The sequence below is a fragment of the Devosia sp. LjRoot3 genome, assembly GCF_964252865.1.
In the GTDB taxonomy this organism is placed as follows: domain Bacteria; phylum Pseudomonadota; class Alphaproteobacteria; order Rhizobiales; family Devosiaceae; genus Devosia.
Genome location: NZ_CAXUPK020000001.1, coordinates 417,900 through 439,619 on the forward strand (window position 1 = coordinate 417,900; position 21,720 = coordinate 439,619).

The window sequence follows — 21,720 nt, forward strand, 5'->3', positions numbered from 1 at the left end:
CGTGCCATGTCCGGGAAAATCGTCTCCGTTCAATATCTGCGCGCCATCGCCGCCCTGCTGGTGCTGGCGTCGCACGCCTTGCTCTACCCGCTCGTGGGAGAGAACATCGCCTACGGACGGTTGGGCTGGCTCGGCGTCATTCTGTTTTTCGTGATTTCCGGCTTCATCATGGTCAGCGTGACCGATGCCGGTCGCTTCGACGGGCGGCAATTCATGCGCCGGCGCATCCTGCGCGTGGTGCCGCTCTATTGGGGTTTTACGTTGCTGGCGGCAGCGCTAGCGCTGCTGGCACCGCAACTATTCAAGACCACGAGTTTTGACGGCAACCAGCTGGCGCTCTCGCTGGCTTTCATCCCGTTCTACAATGGCGCAAGCCATGGGTTGCATCCACTCTACAAGCTTGGCTGGACGCTCAACTACGAGATGTTCTTCTATGCCTGCTTTGCCCTGCTTGCCATGTTTACGGCGCGGAGCAGGGTGGTGGGGCTGACCTTGGCCTACGCTGTTCTCGCGATGCTGGGCTTTCTGCTCGCCCCGCAATCGGCCATTCCGCAATTCTATACGAGTTTTTTGCCGCTGGCGTTTGTCGTCGGCTGCTGGATTGGCCTGGGCCAGATGGAAGGCTGGATCAAAAGGCTCCCGAAGTCGGTGGTGGTTGCCTTGGCCGTGATCGGCATGGCTGGCCTTGCTGAGGGCTTTCTGTGGAATCACGGCTTTGTCGAGGATGTCACGGCCTTTGCCGGTTTCCTGACATTCTCCGGTGTTGCTGTCGTCCTGGCGCTGCGCAGCGAGGGGCGCTTGCCGCACTTTGCCTGGCTCGAACGGATGGGCAATGCATCCTATTCGATCTACCTCGTGCACATCTTTGCTGTGGCATTGATGGCTGGCGTAGGCCTGAAACTGATCGGCCCCAACCTGCCCGGCATTGTCCCGGTCGTGACCGTGCTGGCGATCGCAACCGGGGTGTGGATGGGGCTGCTGCTCTATCGCTTTGTCGAGCAGCCACTCCTCAGAAAGCTGCAGCGCATAGAAGCCGACTAGTGAACCTTCGCCCGCGCTTCGTTGCGGATGCGGTTGACCATGGCGACGAGGCCATTGGAGCGCTGGGCCGTCAGATGCTCGCGCAGGCCCAGTTCATCAAAGATCGCAACGGCATCGGTCTCGGCGATTTCGCGGGCAGGGCGGTCTGAGTAAAGCGCCAGAAGAATGGCAACGAGCCCCTGCACGATCATGGCATCGCTCTCGCCCCGGATGTGCAGCGACACGGCACCGTCCGTTTCCACGGGTTCGGAGACAAGCCAGACCTGCGACACGCAGCCATTCACCTTGTTGGTGTCGACACGCTCGTCCGCCTCGAGGCGCGGCAGGGCCTGGCCGAGTTCGATGAGATAGCGATACCGGTCTTCCCAATCGTCGAGGAAGGAAAGATTGTCGGCAATGTCCTGAAACGGCTGGGGCTGGGTCATGCCCTCTATCTAGGTAAAGAAAGAAAAAGCCGCAAGCACGGGGCAAGGTGCTTGCGGCAGGAGCCAGTGGACGCTGGAGCTGCGTCGCTTGGGCAAGAGACGCGTGCCACTGGATATTCTCATCGGGCGCCGGGGCAGGCGCCCCTCAGCCCGCCCAATCCGGTCGAGGTCGGGGGTAAGGAACCGGATTGTCCTGCGGCGCGACATGCATGGGTGTGCCGGAGGGCGGGATAGGCGGGAGGGCAGCGGCGACAATTGCCTTGCCCCCAATACATTGCAGGCTATCGCACTCGATCGCCTGGATCTGGTCGGCAACGAACTGACTGCCGCGGGCCATCGCTTCGTTGGCGACCGACCCGGCAGATGCGCGCACATCGACTTCGGGCCGGATGACCACGAAGGCGACGGTGAGCCAGAATGCCGAACGCAGAAGAAACATCATAACCGGAGCTTCCGAACGGGCCTCTCCCGCTCTTCGCATTAAACACTATGTGTCGCTTCTTAAGGCGAGCTGGGTCCAGTTCTTAAAATTTGAAACAAATGGTTGTCGCAGTTTCGGAATTGGGCAACGCCTTGTTTACGCTAACCGCCGAAAGCCCCCCTTGAGGACCAGCACTTAAACCTGTCTTAGGGCCTGCCGCGCGAGTGTGCCCATACAAGATCTGATGCACAATCAGACGGGCGGGTTCGCAAGCGGGCCATGCCCAACGGCTTTGGGGGCCGGCAAGAGTGGCGTCTCGAGTATGAGTAAAGTGATGCGTAGCCTTGGTATTTTCGGCATCGGCGGAAGGGATGATGGCACGCCTGCGGCGTCCGCCCAGCGTCCCGATGTGCTGCGCCGCAAGACCATCGCCAACAATGCCCGCCTGATGATTGCCATTTCCGTCGTCTTCATGCCCTTTGCCATGTGGGCGCTGGCAAGCCAGGCAGCACTCGGCTTTGCCATTGCCTGCGTCGGCCTCGGCGGCGGCATGCTGAGCCTCTCGCTCTATCACCGTGCGCGCCATGATGACGCCGCGCTCGCCCAGATCGTCGCGGTCATGGGTTCTGGTCTGGTTCTCACCCTGCTCGATCCACGGCTGGCCGATATGGGCCTTATCGTCACCGTACTGGGCCCGGTTCTGGCGGCGCTGCTGATGGGGCCGACCGTTCGGCTCTGGAGCTGGCTGGCCGTCGTTACGGCACTGGTCCTGGGCTCGCTGGGGTCGCTGGTCGGCCTGCCGTCCGATGCTGCGCTGGCCAACGAAGCCATGGTGGCCGGCACGGTGGCTTTCTGCCTTGCCGCGCTGCTCGTTGCGCACACGACCCACCACATCAATGCCGGCTATGTCGTGCACGACAAGGCCCAGCTCAACGCCTATCGGCATCTGGTCGAACATGTGCAGGACACGGTGCTGTGCTTTTCCACCGATGGGCAATTGCTGTCGGCCTCGCGCTCGGCCGAAACGCTGTTCGGCTGCCCGCGCTATCAGTTGACCACCGGTTCGCTTGGCGAGCGGCTCCATGTCATGGATCGCCCCGCTTACCTGACCGCCTTTGCCGACGCCAATCAGGGCGGCAAGAGCCGGTCGATCGAGGTGCGCATGCGCCGCGACGATCCGCATGCCGTTGGCGGCGTGCCGCAATTTATCTGGGTGGAAGCCCATTTCTCGCCCATTCGGGACCAGATGGTCGGCGCGCGCTATGAAGTGACGGCGCTGCTGCGCGATGTTACCGAGCGCAAGGATTCTGAAGCGGCAATGACCGAAGCCCGGCGTGCGGCCGAGGAGACTTCGCAGGCCAAGTCGCGCTTCCTCGCCACTATCGGGCACGAACTGCGCACGCCGCTCAATGCCGTGGTCGGTTTCTCGGAAATGATGACCTCTGGCATTGGCGGCGAGCTGTCGCCGACCCATCGCGAATATGCGGGCCTCATCCACCAGAGCGGCAAGCATCTGCTCGACGTCGTGGGCATGCTGCTCGATATGTCGCGCATTGAGGCCGGAAAGTTTGAAATCAGCACGGCGCGCTTCCAGCCCGACGAAATCGTGCCGGCCTGCTTTGCCATGGTAGATACCATGGCAAAGGCTCGCTCGATCACGCTCGAAGCCCAGATCGAATCGGGTCTGCCGACGATTCTGGCCGATGAGCGCGCCTGCCGTCAGATTCTTATCAACCTGCTCTCCAATGCCATCAAGTTCAGCCATGTGGGTGATACAGTGACCCTCGTGGTCAAGCGCCAGGGCCAGTCGCTGAGCTTTGCCGTGCGCGACCAGGGTATTGGCATGGCGCCCATGGCACTCGAACGCATCGGTGAGCCCTTCTTCCAGGCGCAGGATGGGCTCAACCGGCAATATGAAGGCACGGGCCTCGGCCTTTCGATCGTCAAGGGTCTGGCCGAGCTGCATGGTGGTGCGCTCCGCGCCATGTCTGAAATCGGAGCGGGGACAACCATGACCGTTCTTCTGCCGATAAACGGTCCAGCAACGAAGTTGGAAGAGACTGTCGCAGTTCTACCCTTGCACCGGGAGCCTGCGGCGGCGCCTATCGATTCATGGCAAAACGAAAAAAGAAAAGCGCAATGACAGCATCGACCCTGTCCCAGCTGCCGCTTATGGCCGGTAGCGTCCTCATGAACCAACTCGGTCGTGGGGCGCATTGGGCATTTAATCGCTATATGCAGGCCCCGCTGGCCTCGACGGGCATTTTTGCCCTGGTGACCATGAGCGCCCTCGCGGGCAGCAATGCGCTTTATTTCCAGACCGGCGTGCATCCCGCCCCGTTCTTTGCCGCCGACCGCAGCGTACCCTATGCCGTGACCCCAGAAGCTGCGCCTATTCCGGCGCCCGCGGCGATGCGGGAACAGGCCGCTGAAGATGCGCAGCAGGCTGTTGTTGCCGCGCCGGTTGTCTCGCCTCAGACCACAGGCAGCGTTGCTGCCGTGCCCCAGACCATTCCGGACCAGCCTGTCGGCAATTCGGAAGTCTTTGCTGTACAGAAAAAGCTCGCTGAACTGCAGCTCTTCGACGGCAAGGTCGACGGCTACTACGGCCCGATGACCGCTCGCGCCATTCGTGCTTTTGAAGAGCGCAACGGTTTTGCCCCGCTTGGCGCGCTGTCGGCCGATGTGGTCAACGCCATCCTTGGCTCCAATGCATCAGGCATCGTGGCAACGCCCGCTCCAGCACCACAGCCTGTCGTTCAGGCGGCTCCGCAGCCCCAGGCTGCCGTTGCGCCTGCGCCCGCTCCCGTCGTGAGCCAGCCGGTCGTCGTGGCCGCTGCGCCAGCTCCGGCGCCGATCCAGCAAGCGGCGCCTGTTGAGCAGGACCGCGTTGTTGCGCGTCTTCCCGCGCTTTCGCCCGTCGAGCAGGCCGTCGATACGGTGGGTGTCGCTGCAGCCAGCACCATTGATTCGATTGTCGCGGCCGTCGATGGCACGCGCGGCACGGGCACGCCGGTTGCCAATCCGCCCACGCCGACCGCCAGCCTGCCAAGCCAGGCCATGCCCGCCCCGGTTCAGGCCGCTGCGCCGCAGCCTCAGGTGGCAGTGCAGCCGGTTGTTCAGACGGTTGCCACCACGACGCCGCCCTCCCAGCCACGGGCAGCGCGCCCGGCGACGGATGGCGAACTCGTTGCCGATATTCAGCGCGGCCTCGCCAGCCTCGGCTTCTTCCGCGGCCAGATTGATGGCAATCCGGGGCCGGAGACGGCCCGCGCCATCCGCGAATTTGAAAACTTCCATCGTTACAAGATCACCGGCCAGGTGCAGCCCGACCTCATTGAGCTGCTGCGCAAGGCTGGCGCGACGATCTAGTGGCCGGCTCCATTCGCAGCGATCTGTGGTGCATGGCCTTTGTGCGGCGCCACAATGATCTCGGCCACATGTGTGTGGTCGCTCGCAAGGGCGACCCGATTGCCGGACAGGTCTTCATCGAAGTCGACCATCTTGATGGGACGCGTTCGCTCTATACGCCGGCGCCGGTGGTCAGCCGGGGCGAAGGGGCGGGGCTGGTATTCCAGTCGCGATTTTCGCATGTCGAGCCCGAGACGGTGCGCCAACGCATTGCGCGGGAGGCTGATTTCGATCCCGATCTGTGGGTGTTGAGCATCGACCTGCGGGACGACGATCTGGGGATCGATGTGATCAAGGATCCGGGCAAGCAGTAGGCCCGATACCCGCCAAAACCACGGCGGCATTCCCGCGAAAGCAGGAAACCTTTGCCCAAAACGGAGATCCCCGCTTTCGCGGGGATGACACGGTTCTTGTTGCTGAAGCGTGGGCGCTTAGCCGGCGCGGCGGGCGCCGATGCGGGAGAGGGCGACCATGGCCTGCTCCACCACGGCATTGCCGGAGCTTGCGGCCGGCTGTTGCGGCGTGCGGCGGCTTGGCATGTTGACCGGACGGTATTGGGGCTTGGAAAGATCCAGCAGGTTCACTTCGCCGCGCCATGCGCTCATCAGGTAAGCCATGGATTCGGCCGAGACGGTGGCAAAGAGCGAAGCGAAATCGGCGAGGGCGCGGGAGCGCTCACTGTCGTGGCTGGTGGCGTGGATCAGAACTTTCAGCCCGTCATAGGCCGAGACGCCGAAACCGCGCAGGACCACGAAGGTCGAGGCGCCGGTGACGTCGTGGGCGATCTGGCCGCAGCGGACTTCGTCGAGCCCGGTGATCTGGGCGAGTAGCTTGGTGATTTCCGGACGACGATTTTCCGAAAAGAGCTTCATCAGCGCTTTGGTCAGTTCAGGCGTCGCGACCGAAAGCTGCTCGATGGTGCGCGAGATCGGCGCGGCGGGGGTTTCGCGATTGGCAAAGGCCTGGATGACCTTGATTCGCTGCGCATCGGAGAGATCGAAGAAGGCCGGGGCGAGGAGCGCCGCGTCGAAATCGCGACGTTCGCCAAGGGCTTCGGCGACGAGGTGGTCCATCTGCGCCGAGCGGGCGAGGGCGCTGAGATAGGCGCCGCGCGGGGTGATGTCCATGTTCGTGGCCAGCGCGCGATAGACCTTGCGCGAGTTCATCTGGAAGAGTTTGGCGAGAACCACATTGGTCAGGTTCTTGCGCCCGGCAATGGTTGCGGCGGCGGCGACGTCGTAGCGGCCGAGCACGTCGAGCAGTGTGCGATCGGAAAGCTCTTCGGCGCTGGCGAGGAAGGAAACGAGATCTTCGCCAATGTTTTCAACGACGAGCTGCTCAAGCGTCTGCGAGAGCAATTCGCTGCGGCCGAGAATTGCGGCGGCCTTGGCGCGGGCCTGGGGGCTGGCCGATTGGAAGAGGCGGGTCGCCAAAGTTTCGAACTGTTCCATTTCGGGAAGGGTCGGGCGGCCGCGGCGGGCATAGGCATCGCATGCTGCGATGAGCAGGGTGTTGGTGCGGTCCACACCGCCGGTTTCAATGAGAAGCTGGAAGGTTTCGTAAGGCTGAAAACCGAGCATGTTGGGCAGGACCATCGACTAATTGCGCGCCCCCGGCGCGTTCTGTCGATCAATTTGCCTGCAATTCGTTAGCAGACTGTTAACCTTGACGATCTCTTAATGGGGACAGCGCGGGATGCGTCGCCGCGCCGGGAGAATCACACTGAACTGGCTGCCTCCATTAGGGACGGGGGAGCTGCGCAAATGGAGGTCAGCTTGGGAAAGCTGCTGGTATTCGAAAAGCGGGATCGCCCCGTAAAGTCCGGACAACCACTGTCCGGCGACGCACAGATTTTTATGTTCACCGGGGTACGTTATGAACGCGGTCCGACGCCGCCACCCACTGACCGTCTCGACCCCTCACGGCGTCGTCGTAAACGCGGCTGAATTTATGCCGCGTTTTTTTGGTTTTCTCGGGACGGCACTTTTGGCCGGGCTGCTGGTCGCTTGCGCGTCGCGGCCCGTTGGTGATTTCGGCCGGGCCAAGCCGAGCGTGCTGCACGACAATGTGCTGCCCGCTGTCGGCACCTTCATGGCCAAGCAGCGCGAACCTGTGTCGAACTTCAACCAGACCGACCAGGAACGCGAAATGCACGATCGCACCTGGCGCTTCCTCGTTGCCGCGCATTCGCGGGACTGGATGTTCGACACGGAAGCGGAAATGCAGCGCACGCGGATCACGCGGGCCAAGGACTGGAAGTTTACCACCGACCGCTATTACAACTGGCTCAAGCGCGAGCATTACCAGTCTTCGCGGGTACGCTATGCGACGCTGGGTCGGCATATCCTGGCCGATCTCGACACCTTGCCTTCGACCTTTGAGGCGGTCTGCGCGGTGATCGAGGTTGATCGCAATCGCGAGATTGCGTTGGCCTCGCTGACCAATGTGGCGCCGACGGCGGCCAGTGATGTCGCGGCGCGGCGCTATGAGAATACCCACTACATCGAGTGGTTCGTGCGGGCGGTGAACTACCGCTACGAGAGCTATTCCTATGCGCTCGACAATCTGCTCGTTGAAACCCCGCACGAGCAGTCGATTGCGGTGGACAATTCACTGAGCCAATTGCGCGCCTGGGCTGACCGGGCGAGCCGGCATGATTTCTGCTCGGGCAGTGGTTCGCGGCCGGGGCATGGCGGTGTCACCATACCGTCACGCTTCCAGACGATGGTCCCGGACACGGAAGTGATAGAGATCAAGTAGTTGCCGGAGCAAAGCGTGAGTTTGAAGACCGGGTCGGCCGGAGAGGTTTTTGGAGCCTTTCTCAAACTTGGTCTCACAAGCTTCGGCGGGCCTATCGCGCATCTGGGATATTTTCGCGACGAGTTCGTCACAAGGCGAGGCTGGTTCGACGACAAGGCCTATGGCGACCTCGTGGCACTCTGCCAGTTTTTGCCGGGGCCGGCCTCGAGCCAGGTCGGCTTTGCCATCGGGCTGATGCGGGCGGGGCCGCTGGGCGCGGCGGCGGCCTGGGTCGGCTTCACCCTGCCATCGGCGATTTTGATGGTCGCGGTCGCGCTGGGCGCGGCGGCGCTCGATGGCGATCTGGCGCAAGGGATTCTGCATGGCTTGAAGCTGGTGGCCGTGGCCGTTGTGGCGCAGGCGGTGCTGGGTATGGCGAAAAGCCTGACGCCGGACAGGGCGCGGGCAGGCATTGCCGTGCTGGCTGTGTTTGCCATGGTGGCCTTTGGCGGGGTGCTGGGGCAGGTCGCCGCAATTGTGGTGGGCGCGGCACTCGGGCTGGCGCTGTGCCAGGAAAAGGGCAATGGCGCTGTGGCAGAAGCCCAAGCGCCGGTGTCGCGTGGTTTCGGTATTTTCGCGCTGCTGCTGTTTGTCGGCCTGCTGGTGGTGCTGCCCCTTCTTGCAGGGGTGAACCCGGCTCTGGCACTGTTCGACGCCTTCTATCGGGCTGGAGCGCTGGTGTTTGGCGGCGGCCATGTGGTGTTGCCGCTGCTCGAGGCGGGAACGGTTGGACAAGGGTGGTTGAGCGAGAGCACCTTTCTTGCTGGGTATGGCGCGGCGCAGGCGATGCCCGGTCCGCTTTTCACCTTTGCCGCCTATCTCGGGGCCGCAAGCTCGGTGCCGCCCAATGGGCTTTTGGGCGCGACGATTGCGCTGGTGGCGATCTTCTTGCCGGGGATTCTTATTCTTTTGGCGGCGCTGCCGTTCTGGCACGGGCTGCGGGGAAATCTCTTCGCGCAGGCGGCGATGCGTGGCGCCAATGCGGCGGTGGTCGGGGTTTTGGCGCTGGCGCTTTATGATCCGGTGTTTACGAGTGCGGTTCTGTCGCCGCTGGACTTTGCGCTGGCGCTGGCGGGGCTTGTGGCGCTGGTGAGCTGGAAATTGCCGCCGCTGTGGGTGGTTGCGGCGCTAGCGGGGATTGGTGGGGTGATTGGGGTGCTCTGAGGGCGTTTTTCGTTTGAGCTGACACTTTCACATCCCCGATTGTCACCCCGGCGAAGGCCGGGGCCCATCCCGGGATCTCAAGATGGGCCCCGGCCTTCGCCGGGGTGACGGCCGGTGGGTGGGACCACTCTTCAGTGACGATTGGTGACATCGGCAAGGGAAGCACGCTAGCCGGGCGCGGTCACCGATTTCAGCCGCTCTGCCGCCTTGGGCGCAAACTCAATCAGCATTTCGACCTCGCGCCATTGCGCTGCATGAACCTCATCCAACTGCGCCACGAGTGGCAGGCTCGGATCGGCAACAAACAGAAACTGCAGGTCGTGATGCACATGCGGCGGCTCGTTGCGGGAGCGCTTGCCGGGAACGTCGTGGCTGTCGATGACGAAGGGCAGGTCTTGGCCCTTATGCCAGGGATGGAGTCTTAGGCCCACGACGCTGGTTTCTTCTTCCGCTTCGCGCTGGGCGGAGAGGTGGAAGAAGGCGCTGGGCTCGTAGTGACCGCCGGGTTGCAGCCAGCGGCCGATGGTGACGTGATCGATGACGAGAATTTTGGCGTGATCGGGCGAGAGCACGATGGCGCTGGTGGTCAGGTGCCCCGGCATGGTTTCGCGCTGGTCGAGGCGGTGGCCTTCACTCATCTGCCAGAGCAGCAGCGAAAGATGTTCGGCCGGCGCGGCGACTTCGGCGCGGTAGCGGGAAACTGCCGTGGCGAGGGCGGTGGGAAAGGCTTCCGGGGTCATGGGTCAGCTGCGGGTTTGCAGGGCGATCCGATTGCCTTCGCTGTCGCCGATTTCGGCGACGTGGCTGCCATCGGCGAGCGCGGTCTTGGGAAAGAGCACTTCGCTGCCAAGGTTCTCGGCGCGGCTCAGGACTGCGTCGATGTCGTCGACAACAAAGTAGAGTATCGCGCCATTGCGGGTGGGGACATAGACCTCGCCCTCGCAAAGCGCCCAGCTTGCGCCCTCGGGCGGGGTTTCGGCATAGGCCATCCGGCTTTCATGCAGGTCGATTGGATCGGCAAAGCCGACGTCCAGGACCTCCCGATAGAAGGCCATGGCGCGGTCGAGGTCGGTCGCGGCAATTTCGACGTGCAGGATCATGTCAGCCTCTTGGTCCGAAAAGGATGAGCGCCGCACCGGCAAGGGCGAGGAGACCCCCGGCCAGATCCCATTGATCGGGCTGACGGCCCTCGACGGCGAAAAGCCAGATGAGCGACGCGACGATATAGACGCCACCATAGGCGGCATAGGCGCGACCGGCATGGTCGGCTGGAGCAAGCGCCAGCAGCCAGGCAAAGGCAATGAGAGCTAGGAGGCCCGGCGCCAGCCAGAGCGGCGACTTGTCGAGGCGCCACCAGGCCCAGAAGGCAAAGCAACCGGCGATCTCCGCCAGGGCGGCCAGCGCATAGATGGCGATGGCGGAGAATGGCATGGCCATCAGCGGCGCGGTCCGCATTGGATGGCGGCAAGGCGCTCGGCAAAGCGCGCGCGCATGACTTCGTGGGGCGGGGAGAGACGGACGAGGACGAAGAGGTTGTCGGCGGGAGCTTCGACGACCAGCAGGCCTTCGTCGATGTCGAGCTGCTGCTGGGCGAGGAGGCGGGTCTGGGCGGCGTTGAAAATGCCGAGATCGACCGTCTGGCCGATGCCATCGCGATTGGTGGTCGAATAGATCACGGCGCCTGCTTCGTTGAAGAGAGCCAGGGACCAGAAGGCGTCGGGCAGCATGCCGCGGAGATAGGCGGGGCCTTCATCGAGATCGACCTGGCAGAGGCCGTAGACGAGTTCGGGATCGAGCCCCAGGGGATTTGGCTGGCCCGCCTCGACAGCGGGCAGGATCAGCATGCGGTTTTTCGCCTCGAAGGCGGAGACGCGGGACCAGGTGGTCTCGTCGGCCAGCATGGGCAGGGTGAGGATGACGAGAATGTGGATGATGCCGCCAAGGAGCACGCCGCCGAGCAGCCAGAGAATGACGCGGGTCATGCGCAGGCCCCCCGCGTGATCTTGGGCATGGTGTCATTGTCCGAGCCGAAGCCGGAAAAGGCGGTGGTGTCGTAGAGCGTCAATTCGAGCGAGAAGGGACCGCTGCCGGTGAGTTCGAGCCAATTGCCCGGCGAGAGGGTTTGGCCGACATGGATGACCATGCTGCCTGTGCTGATGCGGGCGATTTCGCTGGAGCGCAGGGCCAGATCGGTTCCGGGGGCGGCGAGATTGATGCCCTCGTTGTTCACCGCCACGAGCGTCCAGAAGCTCGAGACGGGCACATGGCCTTCGAGCGTATAGGCGCAGGAAAGATCGAGCGCCTCGCCTTCGCTATCGGTGGTGGCAACGAATTTCAGACCCTCGGCGCGGCCGAGCTGCAGCGCGGCCTCGCGGGTGAGATGGCCGCGCGAATAGGGATTGGGGGCGGATGAACCAAGGTCGGGCCAGGAAACCCACGGACCGATTTGCGCGGCGCCAAACAGGCGCCCATCGGTCAGCGCATAGTAGCTGAGGCCGAAACCCGTCGCGAGGGCAATGGCGATGGAAACGAGGAGCAGAAGAACAAACCGCATATTGGTTCAGCAACCTCTATGGTTAGGCATGGGGTGCTGGACCGGCAGCGCTGCGAACGGTTTAGGCTATAGCAATCCAGCGCGCAGGGCGGAAGCCCGTTCCCATAGCGCTCAACCGATGTTGCGGACAAAAGGAACGGAAGGCAGGATTGCCCTTGTGATTTGGGGGGAACAATGACCATTCCGGGGGAGGAGCTTCGGCAGCGGGTGGAGGCCATGGTCGGCTTTGCGCCGGACGAGTGGCGAGAGGTTCATGGCGGCTATACGCCGGCGAAGCGCTATGTGGTTCGAAACGGCAGCAGGTCGGCCTTCGTCAAGCTGGCGACGACGCCGCAGACGGCGCGCATGCTGACGCGCGAAATTGCGAACTATCGGAATCTCTCGGGGCCGTTCATGCCCAAGGTCCTTGGTTGGCATGAGGATGAGGTGGCGCCGATGCTGGCCATTGAAGACCTGAGCACAGCCTATTGGCCGCCACCCTGGACGGCGGAGACCGCCGCACTGGTGATCGACCAGATCCACAGGATGCATGGGACGAGCGGCAATATCGAGCGGTGGGGCTTTCTCGATGGTGGGCGGGAGCCGGGCTGGGCGAGCGTGGCGCGCGATCCCGCTCCATTCCTGTCGCTGGGACTGGTGACGCAGGAGTGGCTGCGAATTGCCTTGCCGGTACTGGTCGATGCGGAGGCGCGGTGTGAACTGGGCGGCGAGGCGGTGACGCATCTGGACCTGCGCAGCGACAATATCTGCATCCACGAGGGCACGGTGAAATTCATCGACTGGGCCGAGGGTGGGATCGGCAGCGCCGAGGTCGATCTTGGCTTTATGCTGCCGAGCCTGACCTATGAGGGCGGGCCAACCCCGGATGTGGTCATGCCCAGGGCGCCGGAGGTGGCGGCGCTGGTTTCGGGGTATTTTGCTTCGCGGGCCGGCCTGCCCATCATTCCCGACGCGCCGCTGGTGCGGCGGGTGCAGCGCGAACAATTGTCGACGGCGCTGCCTTGGGTGCAGCGGGCGCTGGGCCTGCCGGGCTTTTAGTTCGGTTCACCTTTCATCGAAGTCATCCCATTCTCCGATGTCACCCCGGCGAAGGCCGGGGCCCATCCCCAGATCTCAGGATGGGTCCCGGCCTTCGCCGGGATGACAGCCGGTGGTAGTGAAGTCATGGTGGCTCAACGAAAGCGTGAAGCGCTTTAGAGGCCGGTCGTGACCTTGAGGGCGCTTGCCTGGTCCGAGACCGGCTGCAGGACGTCGATTGCGGCATCGAGGCGGTCTGCCAGATCGAGAAGCTTGCGGGCGGCGGCCGGCGTCAGGTTGGGCGGGCGCTGGACCACTTCCTCCACCGGTTCTTCGGTTCCCGCATCGGCGACCACGGTCTGGGTGGGCACGAAGTCGATGCCGAAGACCGGTTTGATCTCGATATTGGTATGGGCATAGGCCATGAATTTTTGCCACGCGATGGTGGGCAGGGTGCCGCCGGTGAGGTTGTTGGTCGGGCGGTAGTCGTCATTGCCGAACCAGACGGCGGCGACATAGTTGCCGGTAAAGCCGGCAAACCAGGCGTCGCGATAGGACGTGGTGGTGCCGGTCTTGCCGAGCGTCGGCACGCCTTCGATCTTGGCGCGGGTGCCGGTGCCGGCCTGGGTCACCGCATACATCATCTGGTTCATATAGGCGACGGTCTGCTCGGAGAGCACGCGCTCGCGCGGGGCATCGGGATCGGCTTCCCAGACGAGGTCGCCGCCCAGCGTCGTCATGCGGGTAATGCCGAAGGCCGGGGTCTTGTAGCCGTCATTGGCAAAGACGGCATAAGACGAGGTCATGTCGATGACCGAGACCGAAGCAACGCCGAGCGCGAGGGAACGGGTGACCGGATATTCGGCGCGGAGGCCCATGCGATGGCTGAGCTGGGCGATCGGCTCGCGGCCGGTCTTGATCGAGAGGGTTACAGGGACCGTGTTGAGCGACTGGGCGAAGGCGCTTTGGAGGCTCACCGTGCCCTTGTAGCTGCGGCCATAGTTCTGCGGGCACCAGTCGCCGATGCAGACCGGACGATCGGTGATCGGGTCGGAGGGGGTGAGGCCGAGCTGTTCGAAGGCTTCGGAATAGACAAAGACCTTGTAGGCGGAGCCGGGCTGGCGGGTGGAGACGATGGCGCGGTTGAACTGGCTCTTGCCATAGTCCATGCCCCCGACCATGGCGCGGATGGCGCCTTGCGTGTCGGTGACGACCATGGCGGCCTGGGTGACCTTGTACTGCTCGCCCTGTTCGCGCACGACCGAGGTGACGGCCTCTTCGGCGTATTTTTGCAGCGTCGTATCGATGGTGGTGCGTACGAGGAAATTGTTCCCCGGCGCATTGGTTTCCTCGATCTTGAGTTTTGCCTCTTCGAAGGCCCAATCGAGGAAGTAGTTCGGCGAATTGATATCGGCAGTGCGGTCGATGGGCGCTGCGGGGTGGCGGCGGGCGGCGGTCACCTGGCCTTCGGTGAGAAAGCCCGAGGCGACGAGGTTGGTGAGGACGAGATTGGCGCGGCCGCGGGCGGCGGCGAGGTCGACGTGTGGCGCGTAGCGGGTGGGGGCCTTGAACATGCCGGCGAGCATGGCGGCTTCCGCGAGGTTAATGTCCTGCACGCGCTTGCCGAAATAGAACTCGGCGGCGGCAGTAACGCCAAAATTGCCGCCGCCCATATAGGCGCGGTCAAAATAGAGTTTGAGGATCTCGTCCTTGGAATAGTGCCATTCGAGCCAGACGGCGAGGAAGGCCTCGATGATCTTGCGCTCGAGCGTGCGCTCGGAGGAGAGGAAGAGGTTTTTCGCCAGCTGCTGGGTAAGCGAGGAGCCGCCCTGGGTGGAATTGTCGCCCTGGGCATTGGATGCGAGGGCGCGCAGGGTGCCGACAATGTCGATACCAAAGTGTTCGTAAAAACGCCGGTCTTCGGTGGCGAGCGTTGCCTTGATCAGGAAATCGGGCATCTGGTCGAGCGCGACGCTGTCGTCGGAGCGAATGCCGCGGCGGCCGATTTCATTGCCGAAGCGATCAAGGAAGACGACGGAATAGTCCTCGGCCTTGTTGAAGGCGCCGCGGTCGATGATGTTGAAGGCGGGAAGGGCAAAGGCGGTGACGATCACCGCGCCAATGGCGCCGAAGGTGAAGGCGTCGGAGAGGATTTCGACGAAGAAGCGTTTTATGCCGGTGACGTGGAACCGGCTCATGAAATCCTGGTAGCGCGTGTACCAACGGCCGAGCGTCTGCCAGAATTCGTAGAGCGAGGAGTCGAGCCAAGCGTCGGCCGCCAGCATGCCGCCGGCGCGCTTTTGCCGCTTTTGCTTGCTATAGAACGGATCCTGCACGCGAAACCCCTGGGCCCTAGGCGCCTGAATGTGTCTTGCGCCCCCGGGCAATGCAATTGCATCGCTGGAATATGATTGCGCCGGGGCCAAGACAAGCGCAAACCGGCAACAGGATAAACGAGACGACCTTGCCAATGTCCTTCTGGGAAGAAAAAACGCTTGATCAAATGACCGCGACGGAGTGGGAAGCACTCTGCGACGGCTGCGGGCGCTGCTGCCTGATCAAGCTCGAGGACGAGGACACCGGCACACTGATCACTTCGGATGTGCGCTGCCAGTTGCTCGACGGGGAGACGTGTGGCTGCACCGACTATCCCAACCGCCAGAAGATCGTTCCGGACTGCATCAAGCTGACGCCGCAGAATGTGACCGAGATCAAATGGATCCCCACGACCTGCGCCTATCGTCGGCTGGCCGAGGGCAAGGGGCTCGCCTGGTGGCATCCGCTCGTTTCAGGCGATCCGCAGACGGTGATCGATGTCGGGGTTTCGGTCTCGGGCCGGACGTTCCTTGAGACCGAAGTCGACCCCGAAGAGTGGGAAGAGCACGCGGTGGAATGGCCCGAATGGGAGCCGCCGGAGCACCTGTAGCGCTCCTTGTTGAGTCGAATTTGTCACACAAGAGATGTCGTGTGACAATTGATTTGCCGCCAAGCAAAACGACATCTTGCCAAATCATTAATGATGGTAACTTCTCATTAACTATAGTGTGACCAGATCGGGCAGCAAAAAGACTGCGCCGGGGGCGGGCATAATGAGCATGACCGAAGCTTTCCAAAAAGACGGGCTGTGGCAGAAGGTTAGATCTCTGCTCGGGCGTCACGCGGAGAGGCGGGATGCGCGGCGGCCAATGTCGTCGGCAGGCTCTCCCAAACGGCATTCGGCGGCTCGTCCGATCGAGGAAGAGCTGCAAAGAGCCTGGATGCTGGCAGCGGAGCGCAATGTTTCGCTCTGTGTCGTGGCTCTCGAAATCGACTGCTTTGGCGAATATCTCGCCGCCTACGGCCGCGATGCGGCGGAAGACTGCCTTGAAACGCTGGAACGCGTGATCGCTTCGCTCCTGAAGCGCGACGGAGACTGCTGCCTGCGCCTGGGGCAGAGCGGTTTCCTGCTGGTTCTGCCCGATATGCCCATGCTGATGGGGCGCGACCTTGCCAACAAGATCAACCAGGCGGTGCGTCGCGAGGGTCTGGTCAACAAGGAAAGCCATGCCGGGGCGGTGACGCTGGGTGCGGGCCTGGCCGTGGTCAATCCTGTGCCGCCTTTTGACAAGGATGTGCTCGATACCGCCAAGAGCGCCCTGCGCAAGGCACAGCGCCGTGGATTGGCGCGGCTTGAGATCGCCGACATGCGCATCAGCGAGAAGCGGGAAGTGGCGGCTTAGGGAGCCGGCACGCCTCTCGCGGTCGAGCTCATCCAAGATTTATCCGTGGTCGTCACCACCGGGCGTGTCCCGGTGGTCCCCAGCGGAGGCGAGATGGATTGCCGGGACAAGCCCGGCAATGACGACGGAACGGGTGGGGTGGTGGTTCGCCGCCATTCGAACATAGCTCTCATGGCCTTCTCTCCTCAAATCGCTCCACTGGAGCGATTTGCCCTGCGGGACGGTTCGAAGTTGCCAAGTCCTACCCAACCCCTTATAGGGGCCGTCCCTCGCGCGGTTGCCGCGCCTTTCCCAGATATGGACGGCTCAAAATGGCGCTTGGCTGTGGCCTCGATTTCGGCACTTCGAATTCGACCCTCGGACGCGTCGGCGCCGATGGGCATCCGGACCTTCTGGCGCTGGAGGGCGGCAGCCGGACTATTCCGAGCGTGCTCTTTTTCAATTTTGAGGACGACCAGCTCTATTTTGGGCGTGCCGCGGTGGCCGAATATGTCTCGGGTGCCGATGGGCGGTTGATGCGTTCGCTCAAGAGCGTGTTGGGCACCGCGCTTTTTGGCGACACCACGCGCGTGAAAGCGCGGCGGCTGGGCTTTGGCGAGATTATCGGCAGCTTTGTCGGCGAATTGAAGCGGCGGGCCGAGGCGGAGCTGGGTGGTGAACTGACCCAGGTGGTGATGGGCCGGCCGGTGCATTTCGTCGATGACGACCCGGTGGCCGATGCCGAGGCGCAGGGGCAGCTTGAGGCGGCCGTGCGCGCCCAAGGCTTTAAGGACATCGCCTTTCAGTTCGAACCGATTGCCGCGGCGCTCGACTATGAGCGGCAGGTGACGGGCGAAAAGCTGGCGTTGATCGTCGACCTTGGCGGCGGTACCTCGGACTTTTCGGTGGTGCGGGTTTCGCCCGAACGTAGCGGGCTGGCGGATCGCAGCGGCGATATTCTGTCGACGGCCGGTGTGCATATTGGCGGCACCGATTTTGATCGGCTGCTGGCCATGGCCAAGGTGATGCCGGAATTGGGGCTGGGCACGGAAACGCGCGACAAGAAGCGGTACTTGCCGGTCGCGCCTTATGTCGATCTCTCGACCTGGCACCGGATCAACCGGCTTTATGACGCCAAGGCGATGCGCGATTTGCGCTCGACGGTGCGGGAAGCCTCTGAGCCGGATCTGGTGGAAACCATGGTGATGCTGGTCGAGGAACGACTGGGGCACAGGCTGATCGGGCGGGTGGAAGAGGCCAAGATTGCGCTCTCCGATGCGGATGAGACGCAATTTGTGTTTCCGGTGCGCGACCGCGAGATTTCGACCCCGATTACGGCAGCGGAACTGGGACAGGCGCTGGCGGATTCGATCCGGCGGCTTGAGGCGACCATTGTTGAAACGCTGCGGCGGGCGGGCGTTGGCGCAGAGGCGGTTGACAGTTTGATCCTGACCGGTGGCTCGACACTGGTGCCGGCCGTGGCCGGGCGGCTGCAGGCGCTGTTTCCCGAGGCGGAAGTGGTGCGCACCGATGTGCTGGGCTCGGTTGGGCTGGGCCTGGCCATGGAATCGAGGCGCGTTTTCGGCGCCTGAAGGGGCCCAAAACTATCCAGCTTATCCAACTAATCCCCGCGTCACGCTGATCTGCTAGTCTTCAGGCATAGTCGAACAATTGGGTTTCGACAGAGCAGGAGGCGGGCATGAGCGAGATAGCGGTGCCCGATTGGGCCTCCATTCGCGACGAATATGAGGGCCGCCAGTTTCTGCCGACAGTGATCTGTCGGCGGCATGGGATCAGCGTGGCGCAATTGCGCTATCGCCGCGAAATGGAAGGCTGGCTGAGTGCGCGGGCGCGGGTGCCGAAACAGGCCGACCTCGTGGCACGGATGCTCAAGGTGCTCGACAAGCAGATCAGGAAACTGGAGGCGGCGGTGAACGAGCCGATCGACAAACAGGCCAATGTCTTGGCCACGCAAGTGAAGACGCTCGACAAGCTGATCGAGCTTGGGGCGGCCAAGCCCAATGTCGAGCCGGCGAGCCGCAAGGATATGACGGACCTGCGGGCGAAGCTCGTCAAGCGCATGGAGCAGTTCAAGGCGCGGTGAGCGCCGCGCCCGGGCGTCATTCCCGCGAAAGCGGGAATCCCGGCACACAAGAGGAGATTCCCGCTTTCGCGGGAATGACGTGGTGGCTGGGGAGGCTCGATCGGAATGGCAACCTTGGTGGAAGAGGTCGCGGCGCTCTCCGATGAAGAGGCCGAAAAGAGCTTTTTCGACTGGCACAAATGGGCCCTGCCCAAGCAATTGCCGCCTGAAGGGGACTGGACGACCTGGCTGCTGATGGGCGGGCGCGGCTCGGGCAAGACGCGGGCCGGGGCGGAATGGGTGCGCGAACTGGCGCGTGACAGGGTGACCCCAATCGCTTTGGTGGGGGAAACCATGACCGAGGCGCTGAGCATCATGGTGCGGGGCGAGAGTGGCATCATTGGCGTGCATCCCGATGATGACAGGCCCATCCTGCGCGGTGGTAACAGGTTGGTTTGGCCCAATGGGGTCGAGGCCTGGATCATGACGGCATCGGACCCTGAGCGGTTTCGTGGGCCGCAATTTGCGGCAGCGTGGTGTGACGAGGCCGGCAAATGGCCTCACGCGGACGAGGCGTTCGACCAGTTGCAGTTCGGGCTGCGGCTGGGGGATCGGCCCCGGCAACTGGTGACGACGACGCCGCGGCCGACACGGCTGATCAAGCGATTGCTGGCCGATCCGCATACGGTGACGGTGCGGATGACGACGGCGGAGAACAAGGCGCAATTGGCGCCGCAGTTTCTCGATGCCGTGGTGGCGCGTTATCGCGGCACGGTGTTGGGGCGGCAGGAGCTGGATGGCGAGCTGATCGAGGACCGGCCCGATGCGCTCTGGCAGCGTGGCATGTTTCGCGAGGGTGGGCCGGTGACAGGGCGGATTCTGGTGGCGGTTGACCCGCCGGTGACGGGGACGGCGCGGTCGGATGCCTGCGGGATTGTCGTGGCCGGGCGGAGTGGCGAAGGCGCGGTCGTGCTGGAGGACGCGACGCTCAAGGGCGTGGCGCCCCTGACCTGGGCGCGACGGGCGGTGGCGGCGTTTGAGGCGCATGCGGCCGACGCGATTGTGGTTGAGGTCAACCAGGGCGGGGACTTGGTGCGGAACCTGATTGAGCAGGTCGATGCGTCTGTGCCGGTGGTGCCGGTTCGGGCGAACCGCGGCAAATGGCTCAGGGCGGAGCCGGTGGCCGCGCTCTATGGGCGTGGGCTTGTTGGGCATGTGCCGGGGCTGACGGCACTGGAGGATGAACTCTGCGCCTTTGGGCCTGATGGTAAGGCCGATGGGCATTCGCCGGACCGGGTGGATGCGCTGGTCTGGGCGCTGACGGAATTGCTGCTGAAGGGTCTGGGACCGCGCGCGCGCTGGATCTAGGCCGCGAATAGACAAGGACCAAAAGAATGCCGAACTGGATGAACCGCCTTTTCGGCGGACGGACGAACACGCCCAGCGAAACCAAGAATTTTGCCGGGCACACGCTGATGACGCTGAACGCGCTGGGGCCGGCGCAGTGGAGCGGGCGGGGTTATGCGAGCCTCGTTAGCCAGGGGTTTATGCGCAATCCGGTGGTCTATCGCTGTGTGCGATTGATCGCGGAGACGGCGAACCGCGTGCCGCTCACGGTGCGGGTCGATGGCAAGGTGGTCAGCGAGCATCCGCTGAAAACCCTGTTGCAAAGGCCCAATGGGCGGCAATCGGGCGCGGAAATGCTGGAGGCGGTTTATGCCTATCTCCAGACTGCGGGGAACGCCTATTTGCAGGCTGGGATTGTCGACGGGGGCATGAAGGCGCTGTTCGTGTTGCGACCCGATCGTATGCGGGTGGTGGCCGGGGGCGATGGCTGGCCGGTGGCCTATGACTATACGGCGGGCGGGAAGACCGTGCGGATTTCGCAGGAGACTGCGCCGCTGCCGGGCATTCTGCACATGGCGCTGTTTCACCCCATGGACGACCACTATGGCATGGGGCCGCTCGAGGCGGCGCAGACGAGCCTCGATATTCACAATGCCTCGGCGCAGTGGAACAAGGCGCTGCTCGACAATGCGGCGCGGCCGAGCGGGGCGCTGGTCTATTCGGCCGGCGGCGGCACGCTGACGGAAGAGCAGTTCCGGCGGCTCAAGGAGGAGCTTGAGGAGAATTTCTCCGGCGCCGCCAATGCCGGGCGGCCCATGGTGCTCGATGGCGGCATCGACTGGAAGGCCATCGCCATGAGCCCGCGCGAGATGGATTTCATCGAAGCCCGCCACGCGGCGGCGCGCGATATTGCGCTGGCCTTCGGCGTGCCGCCGATGCTGCTCGGCATTCCCGGCGACAATACCTATTCCAACATGGCAGAGGCCAATCGGGCGCTATGGCGGCAGACCCTGGTGCCGCTGGTGGTGCGGGTGAGCCAGGAATTGTCTCAATGGCTGGGACCGGCGTTTGAAGGCGCGGAAGTGGTGCCGGATTTCGACGAGGTTGAAGCGCTAGCCGAGGATCGCACGGCGCTGTGGGCGCGCGTAGGCGGGGCGGAGTTTCTCAGTGATGCCGAGAAGCGGGAGATGGTTGGGGTTGGACAGCGATGAGAGAACTTGCGGGTGGAACCCTAAAGGCTATCGAAGGTGAAATCTGGCTCGCCACGCTGTCGCTAAAGCTCGATGTTCTTATTGCCGCGCTGGAGCGACGATATCGCGCGGACCAGCCACGCGCCCCGAAAGGAACGCCGGACGGTGGAAGGTGGATTGACGCAGTGGTAGCGCCAGGCACGACACGGATCAGGACCGCCTTGGCGGGCAAATCTCGTCGCGGAACGCGTTGGTCCTGGCGATGCAGGTTTGGTGAGGCATTGTATTTATGTGGACATGCTTGGCCGGCAACGCACTATAGAATTGAATGCCATGGTTTCTTGTCGGCCGACTTATCCGGCCGCCCCACTCTAGCGGTACCGCCATGCTTATAATTGAGAACATCTCTTTGACTGAGCGTGCCGCAGCCGACTTTAGCCGTGCGCGATCGACCTTCGTAGCAGGTAGTGGAGAGGTCTTCGCTCTTGTCTGGGTGTCAAAATACGAAGATGAAAGCGGAAAAACCGTGCCCGGTTTTGTACCCGGATACATGTGCGGCCCGCTTTACTC

At 63.3% G+C, this 21,720-nt stretch carries 22 protein-coding genes; 13 read left to right on the forward strand and 9 right to left on the reverse strand.

Annotated features, from left to right (window positions below; all coding sequences use genetic code 11):
* Nucleotides 1-6: 6 nt before the first annotated feature.
* Nucleotides 7-1,041 (forward strand): acyltransferase family protein, encoded by a 1,035-nt coding sequence (locus ACSQ2A_RS02085; protein WP_436070877.1) that lies wholly within the window; start codon nt 7-9, stop codon nt 1,039-1,041.
* On the opposite strand, the gene ACSQ2A_RS02090 is transcribed toward ACSQ2A_RS02085, so the two are convergent.
* Together ACSQ2A_RS02090 and ACSQ2A_RS02095 are read right to left on the reverse strand one after the other, a co-directional pair.
* Entirely contained in the window at nt 1,038-1,466 is a 429-nt protein-coding gene (locus ACSQ2A_RS02090) for a SufE family protein (RefSeq protein WP_295410856.1), read from the reverse strand. The two genes, ACSQ2A_RS02085 and ACSQ2A_RS02090, sit on opposite strands and share 4 nt — an antisense overlap.
* 145 nt (nt 1,467-1,611) lie before the next feature.
* Nucleotides 1,612-1,908, reverse strand: coding sequence for a hypothetical protein (locus tag ACSQ2A_RS02095; protein WP_295410857.1), 297 nt, complete (start codon nt 1,906-1,908; stop codon nt 1,612-1,614).
* Nucleotides 1,909-2,221: 313 nt separating this feature from the next.
* Between ACSQ2A_RS02095 and ACSQ2A_RS02100 the strand changes: the two genes are divergently transcribed.
* Genes ACSQ2A_RS02100 through ACSQ2A_RS02110 form a run of 3 tightly spaced genes read left to right on the forward strand, consistent with a single transcriptional unit; the run spans nt 2,222 to nt 5,612 of the window.
* Nucleotides 2,222-4,030, forward strand: a complete 1,809-nt coding sequence (locus ACSQ2A_RS02100; protein WP_436070878.1) for a PAS domain-containing sensor histidine kinase — start codon at nt 2,222-2,224, stop codon at nt 4,028-4,030.
* Nucleotides 4,027-5,259 (forward strand): peptidoglycan-binding protein, encoded by a 1,233-nt coding sequence (locus ACSQ2A_RS02105; RefSeq protein WP_436070879.1) that lies wholly within the window; start codon nt 4,027-4,029, stop codon nt 5,257-5,259. Before ACSQ2A_RS02100 ends, ACSQ2A_RS02105 begins: the two co-directional genes overlap by 4 nt.
* Nucleotides 5,259-5,612 (forward strand): DUF1491 family protein, encoded by a 354-nt coding sequence (locus ACSQ2A_RS02110; protein WP_436070880.1) that lies wholly within the window; start codon nt 5,259-5,261, stop codon nt 5,610-5,612. Before ACSQ2A_RS02105 ends, ACSQ2A_RS02110 begins: the two co-directional genes overlap by 1 nt.
* Before the next feature lie 117 nt (nt 5,613-5,729).
* Here ACSQ2A_RS02110 and ACSQ2A_RS02115 read toward each other — a convergent pair whose 3' ends face one another.
* On the reverse strand, nt 5,730-6,893 hold the full coding sequence (locus ACSQ2A_RS02115; RefSeq protein WP_436070881.1) for a DUF2336 domain-containing protein: 1,164 nt from the start codon (nt 6,891-6,893) through the stop codon (nt 5,730-5,732).
* A 355-nt stretch (nt 6,894-7,248) separates the two neighbouring features.
* Between ACSQ2A_RS02115 and ACSQ2A_RS02120 the strand changes: the two genes are divergently transcribed.
* On the forward strand, nt 7,249-8,058 hold the full coding sequence (locus tag ACSQ2A_RS02120; protein ID WP_436070882.1) for a hypothetical protein: 810 nt from the start codon (nt 7,249-7,251) through the stop codon (nt 8,056-8,058).
* Between the two features lie 15 nt (nt 8,059-8,073).
* Complete coding sequence (chrA, locus tag ACSQ2A_RS02125) at nt 8,074-9,261, forward strand: chromate efflux transporter (protein WP_436070883.1); 1,188 nt, start codon at nt 8,074-8,076, stop codon at nt 9,259-9,261.
* Between the two features lie 167 nt (nt 9,262-9,428).
* On the opposite strand, the gene ACSQ2A_RS02130 is transcribed toward chrA, so the two are convergent.
* The 5 genes from ACSQ2A_RS02130 to ACSQ2A_RS02150 are packed head-to-tail and all read right to left on the reverse strand — an operon-like array spanning nt 9,429 to nt 11,815.
* Nucleotides 9,429-10,001 carry an NUDIX hydrolase gene (locus tag ACSQ2A_RS02130; RefSeq protein ID WP_436070884.1) on the reverse strand — a complete coding sequence of 191 codons (573 nt, stop codon included), beginning with the start codon at nt 9,999-10,001 and terminating at the stop codon, nt 9,429-9,431.
* A gap of 3 nt (nt 10,002-10,004) precedes the next feature.
* Entirely contained in the window at nt 10,005-10,361 is a 357-nt protein-coding gene (locus tag ACSQ2A_RS02135; protein ID WP_436070885.1) for a VOC family protein, read from the reverse strand.
* A 1-nt stretch (nt 10,362) separates the two neighbouring features.
* A complete protein-coding gene (locus ACSQ2A_RS02140) occupies nt 10,363-10,692 on the reverse strand; it encodes a YnfA family protein (RefSeq protein WP_295411369.1) in 330 nt (109 codons plus the stop codon).
* Between the two features lie 5 nt (nt 10,693-10,697).
* Entirely contained in the window at nt 10,698-11,243 is a 546-nt protein-coding gene (locus tag ACSQ2A_RS02145) for a DUF1254 domain-containing protein (protein ID WP_436070886.1), read from the reverse strand.
* The gene (locus ACSQ2A_RS02150; RefSeq protein ID WP_295410880.1) at nt 11,240-11,815 is read right to left on the reverse strand and encodes a DUF1214 domain-containing protein; all 576 of its coding nucleotides are present in this window, start codon (nt 11,813-11,815) and stop codon (nt 11,240-11,242) included. The genes ACSQ2A_RS02145 and ACSQ2A_RS02150 overlap by 4 nt, the downstream gene beginning before the upstream one ends.
* 174 nt (nt 11,816-11,989) lie before the next feature.
* Here ACSQ2A_RS02150 and ACSQ2A_RS02155 point away from each other — a divergent pair, with 174 nt between their 5' ends.
* A complete protein-coding gene (locus ACSQ2A_RS02155) occupies nt 11,990-12,853 on the forward strand; it encodes an aminoglycoside phosphotransferase family protein (protein ID WP_436070887.1) in 864 nt (287 codons plus the stop codon).
* A 155-nt stretch (nt 12,854-13,008) separates the two neighbouring features.
* Here the strand turns inward: ACSQ2A_RS02155 and ACSQ2A_RS02160 are convergent, their stop codons facing one another.
* Nucleotides 13,009-15,168, reverse strand: coding sequence for a transglycosylase domain-containing protein (locus tag ACSQ2A_RS02160; protein WP_436070888.1), 2,160 nt, complete (start codon nt 15,166-15,168; stop codon nt 13,009-13,011).
* 134 nt (nt 15,169-15,302) lie between these two features.
* Here ACSQ2A_RS02160 and ACSQ2A_RS02165 point away from each other — a divergent pair, with 134 nt between their 5' ends.
* The 6 genes from ACSQ2A_RS02165 to ACSQ2A_RS02190 all read left to right on the forward strand — a co-directional run bounded on the left by ACSQ2A_RS02165 (nt 15,303) and on the right by ACSQ2A_RS02190 (nt 21,171).
* Nucleotides 15,303-15,758 (forward strand): YcgN family cysteine cluster protein, encoded by a 456-nt coding sequence (locus ACSQ2A_RS02165; RefSeq protein ID WP_291418428.1) that lies wholly within the window; start codon nt 15,303-15,305, stop codon nt 15,756-15,758.
* A 259-nt stretch (nt 15,759-16,017) separates the two neighbouring features.
* Complete coding sequence (locus ACSQ2A_RS02170) at nt 16,018-16,551, forward strand: diguanylate cyclase domain-containing protein (RefSeq protein ID WP_436070889.1); 534 nt, start codon at nt 16,018-16,020, stop codon at nt 16,549-16,551.
* 311 nt (nt 16,552-16,862) lie between these two features.
* A complete protein-coding gene (locus ACSQ2A_RS02175) occupies nt 16,863-18,122 on the forward strand; it encodes an Hsp70 family protein (protein WP_295410889.1) in 1,260 nt (419 codons plus the stop codon).
* A 107-nt stretch (nt 18,123-18,229) separates the two neighbouring features.
* Entirely contained in the window at nt 18,230-18,634 is a 405-nt protein-coding gene (locus ACSQ2A_RS02180) for a hypothetical protein (RefSeq protein WP_436070890.1), read from the forward strand.
* A 105-nt stretch (nt 18,635-18,739) separates the two neighbouring features.
* Nucleotides 18,740-19,981, forward strand: a complete 1,242-nt coding sequence (locus ACSQ2A_RS02185) for a DNA-packaging protein (RefSeq protein WP_436070891.1) — start codon at nt 18,740-18,742, stop codon at nt 19,979-19,981.
* Nucleotides 19,982-20,007: 26 nt separating this feature from the next.
* Nucleotides 20,008-21,171 (forward strand): phage portal protein, encoded by a 1,164-nt coding sequence (locus ACSQ2A_RS02190; protein ID WP_436070892.1) that lies wholly within the window; start codon nt 20,008-20,010, stop codon nt 21,169-21,171.
* Nucleotides 21,172-21,720: the final 549 nt, after the last annotated feature.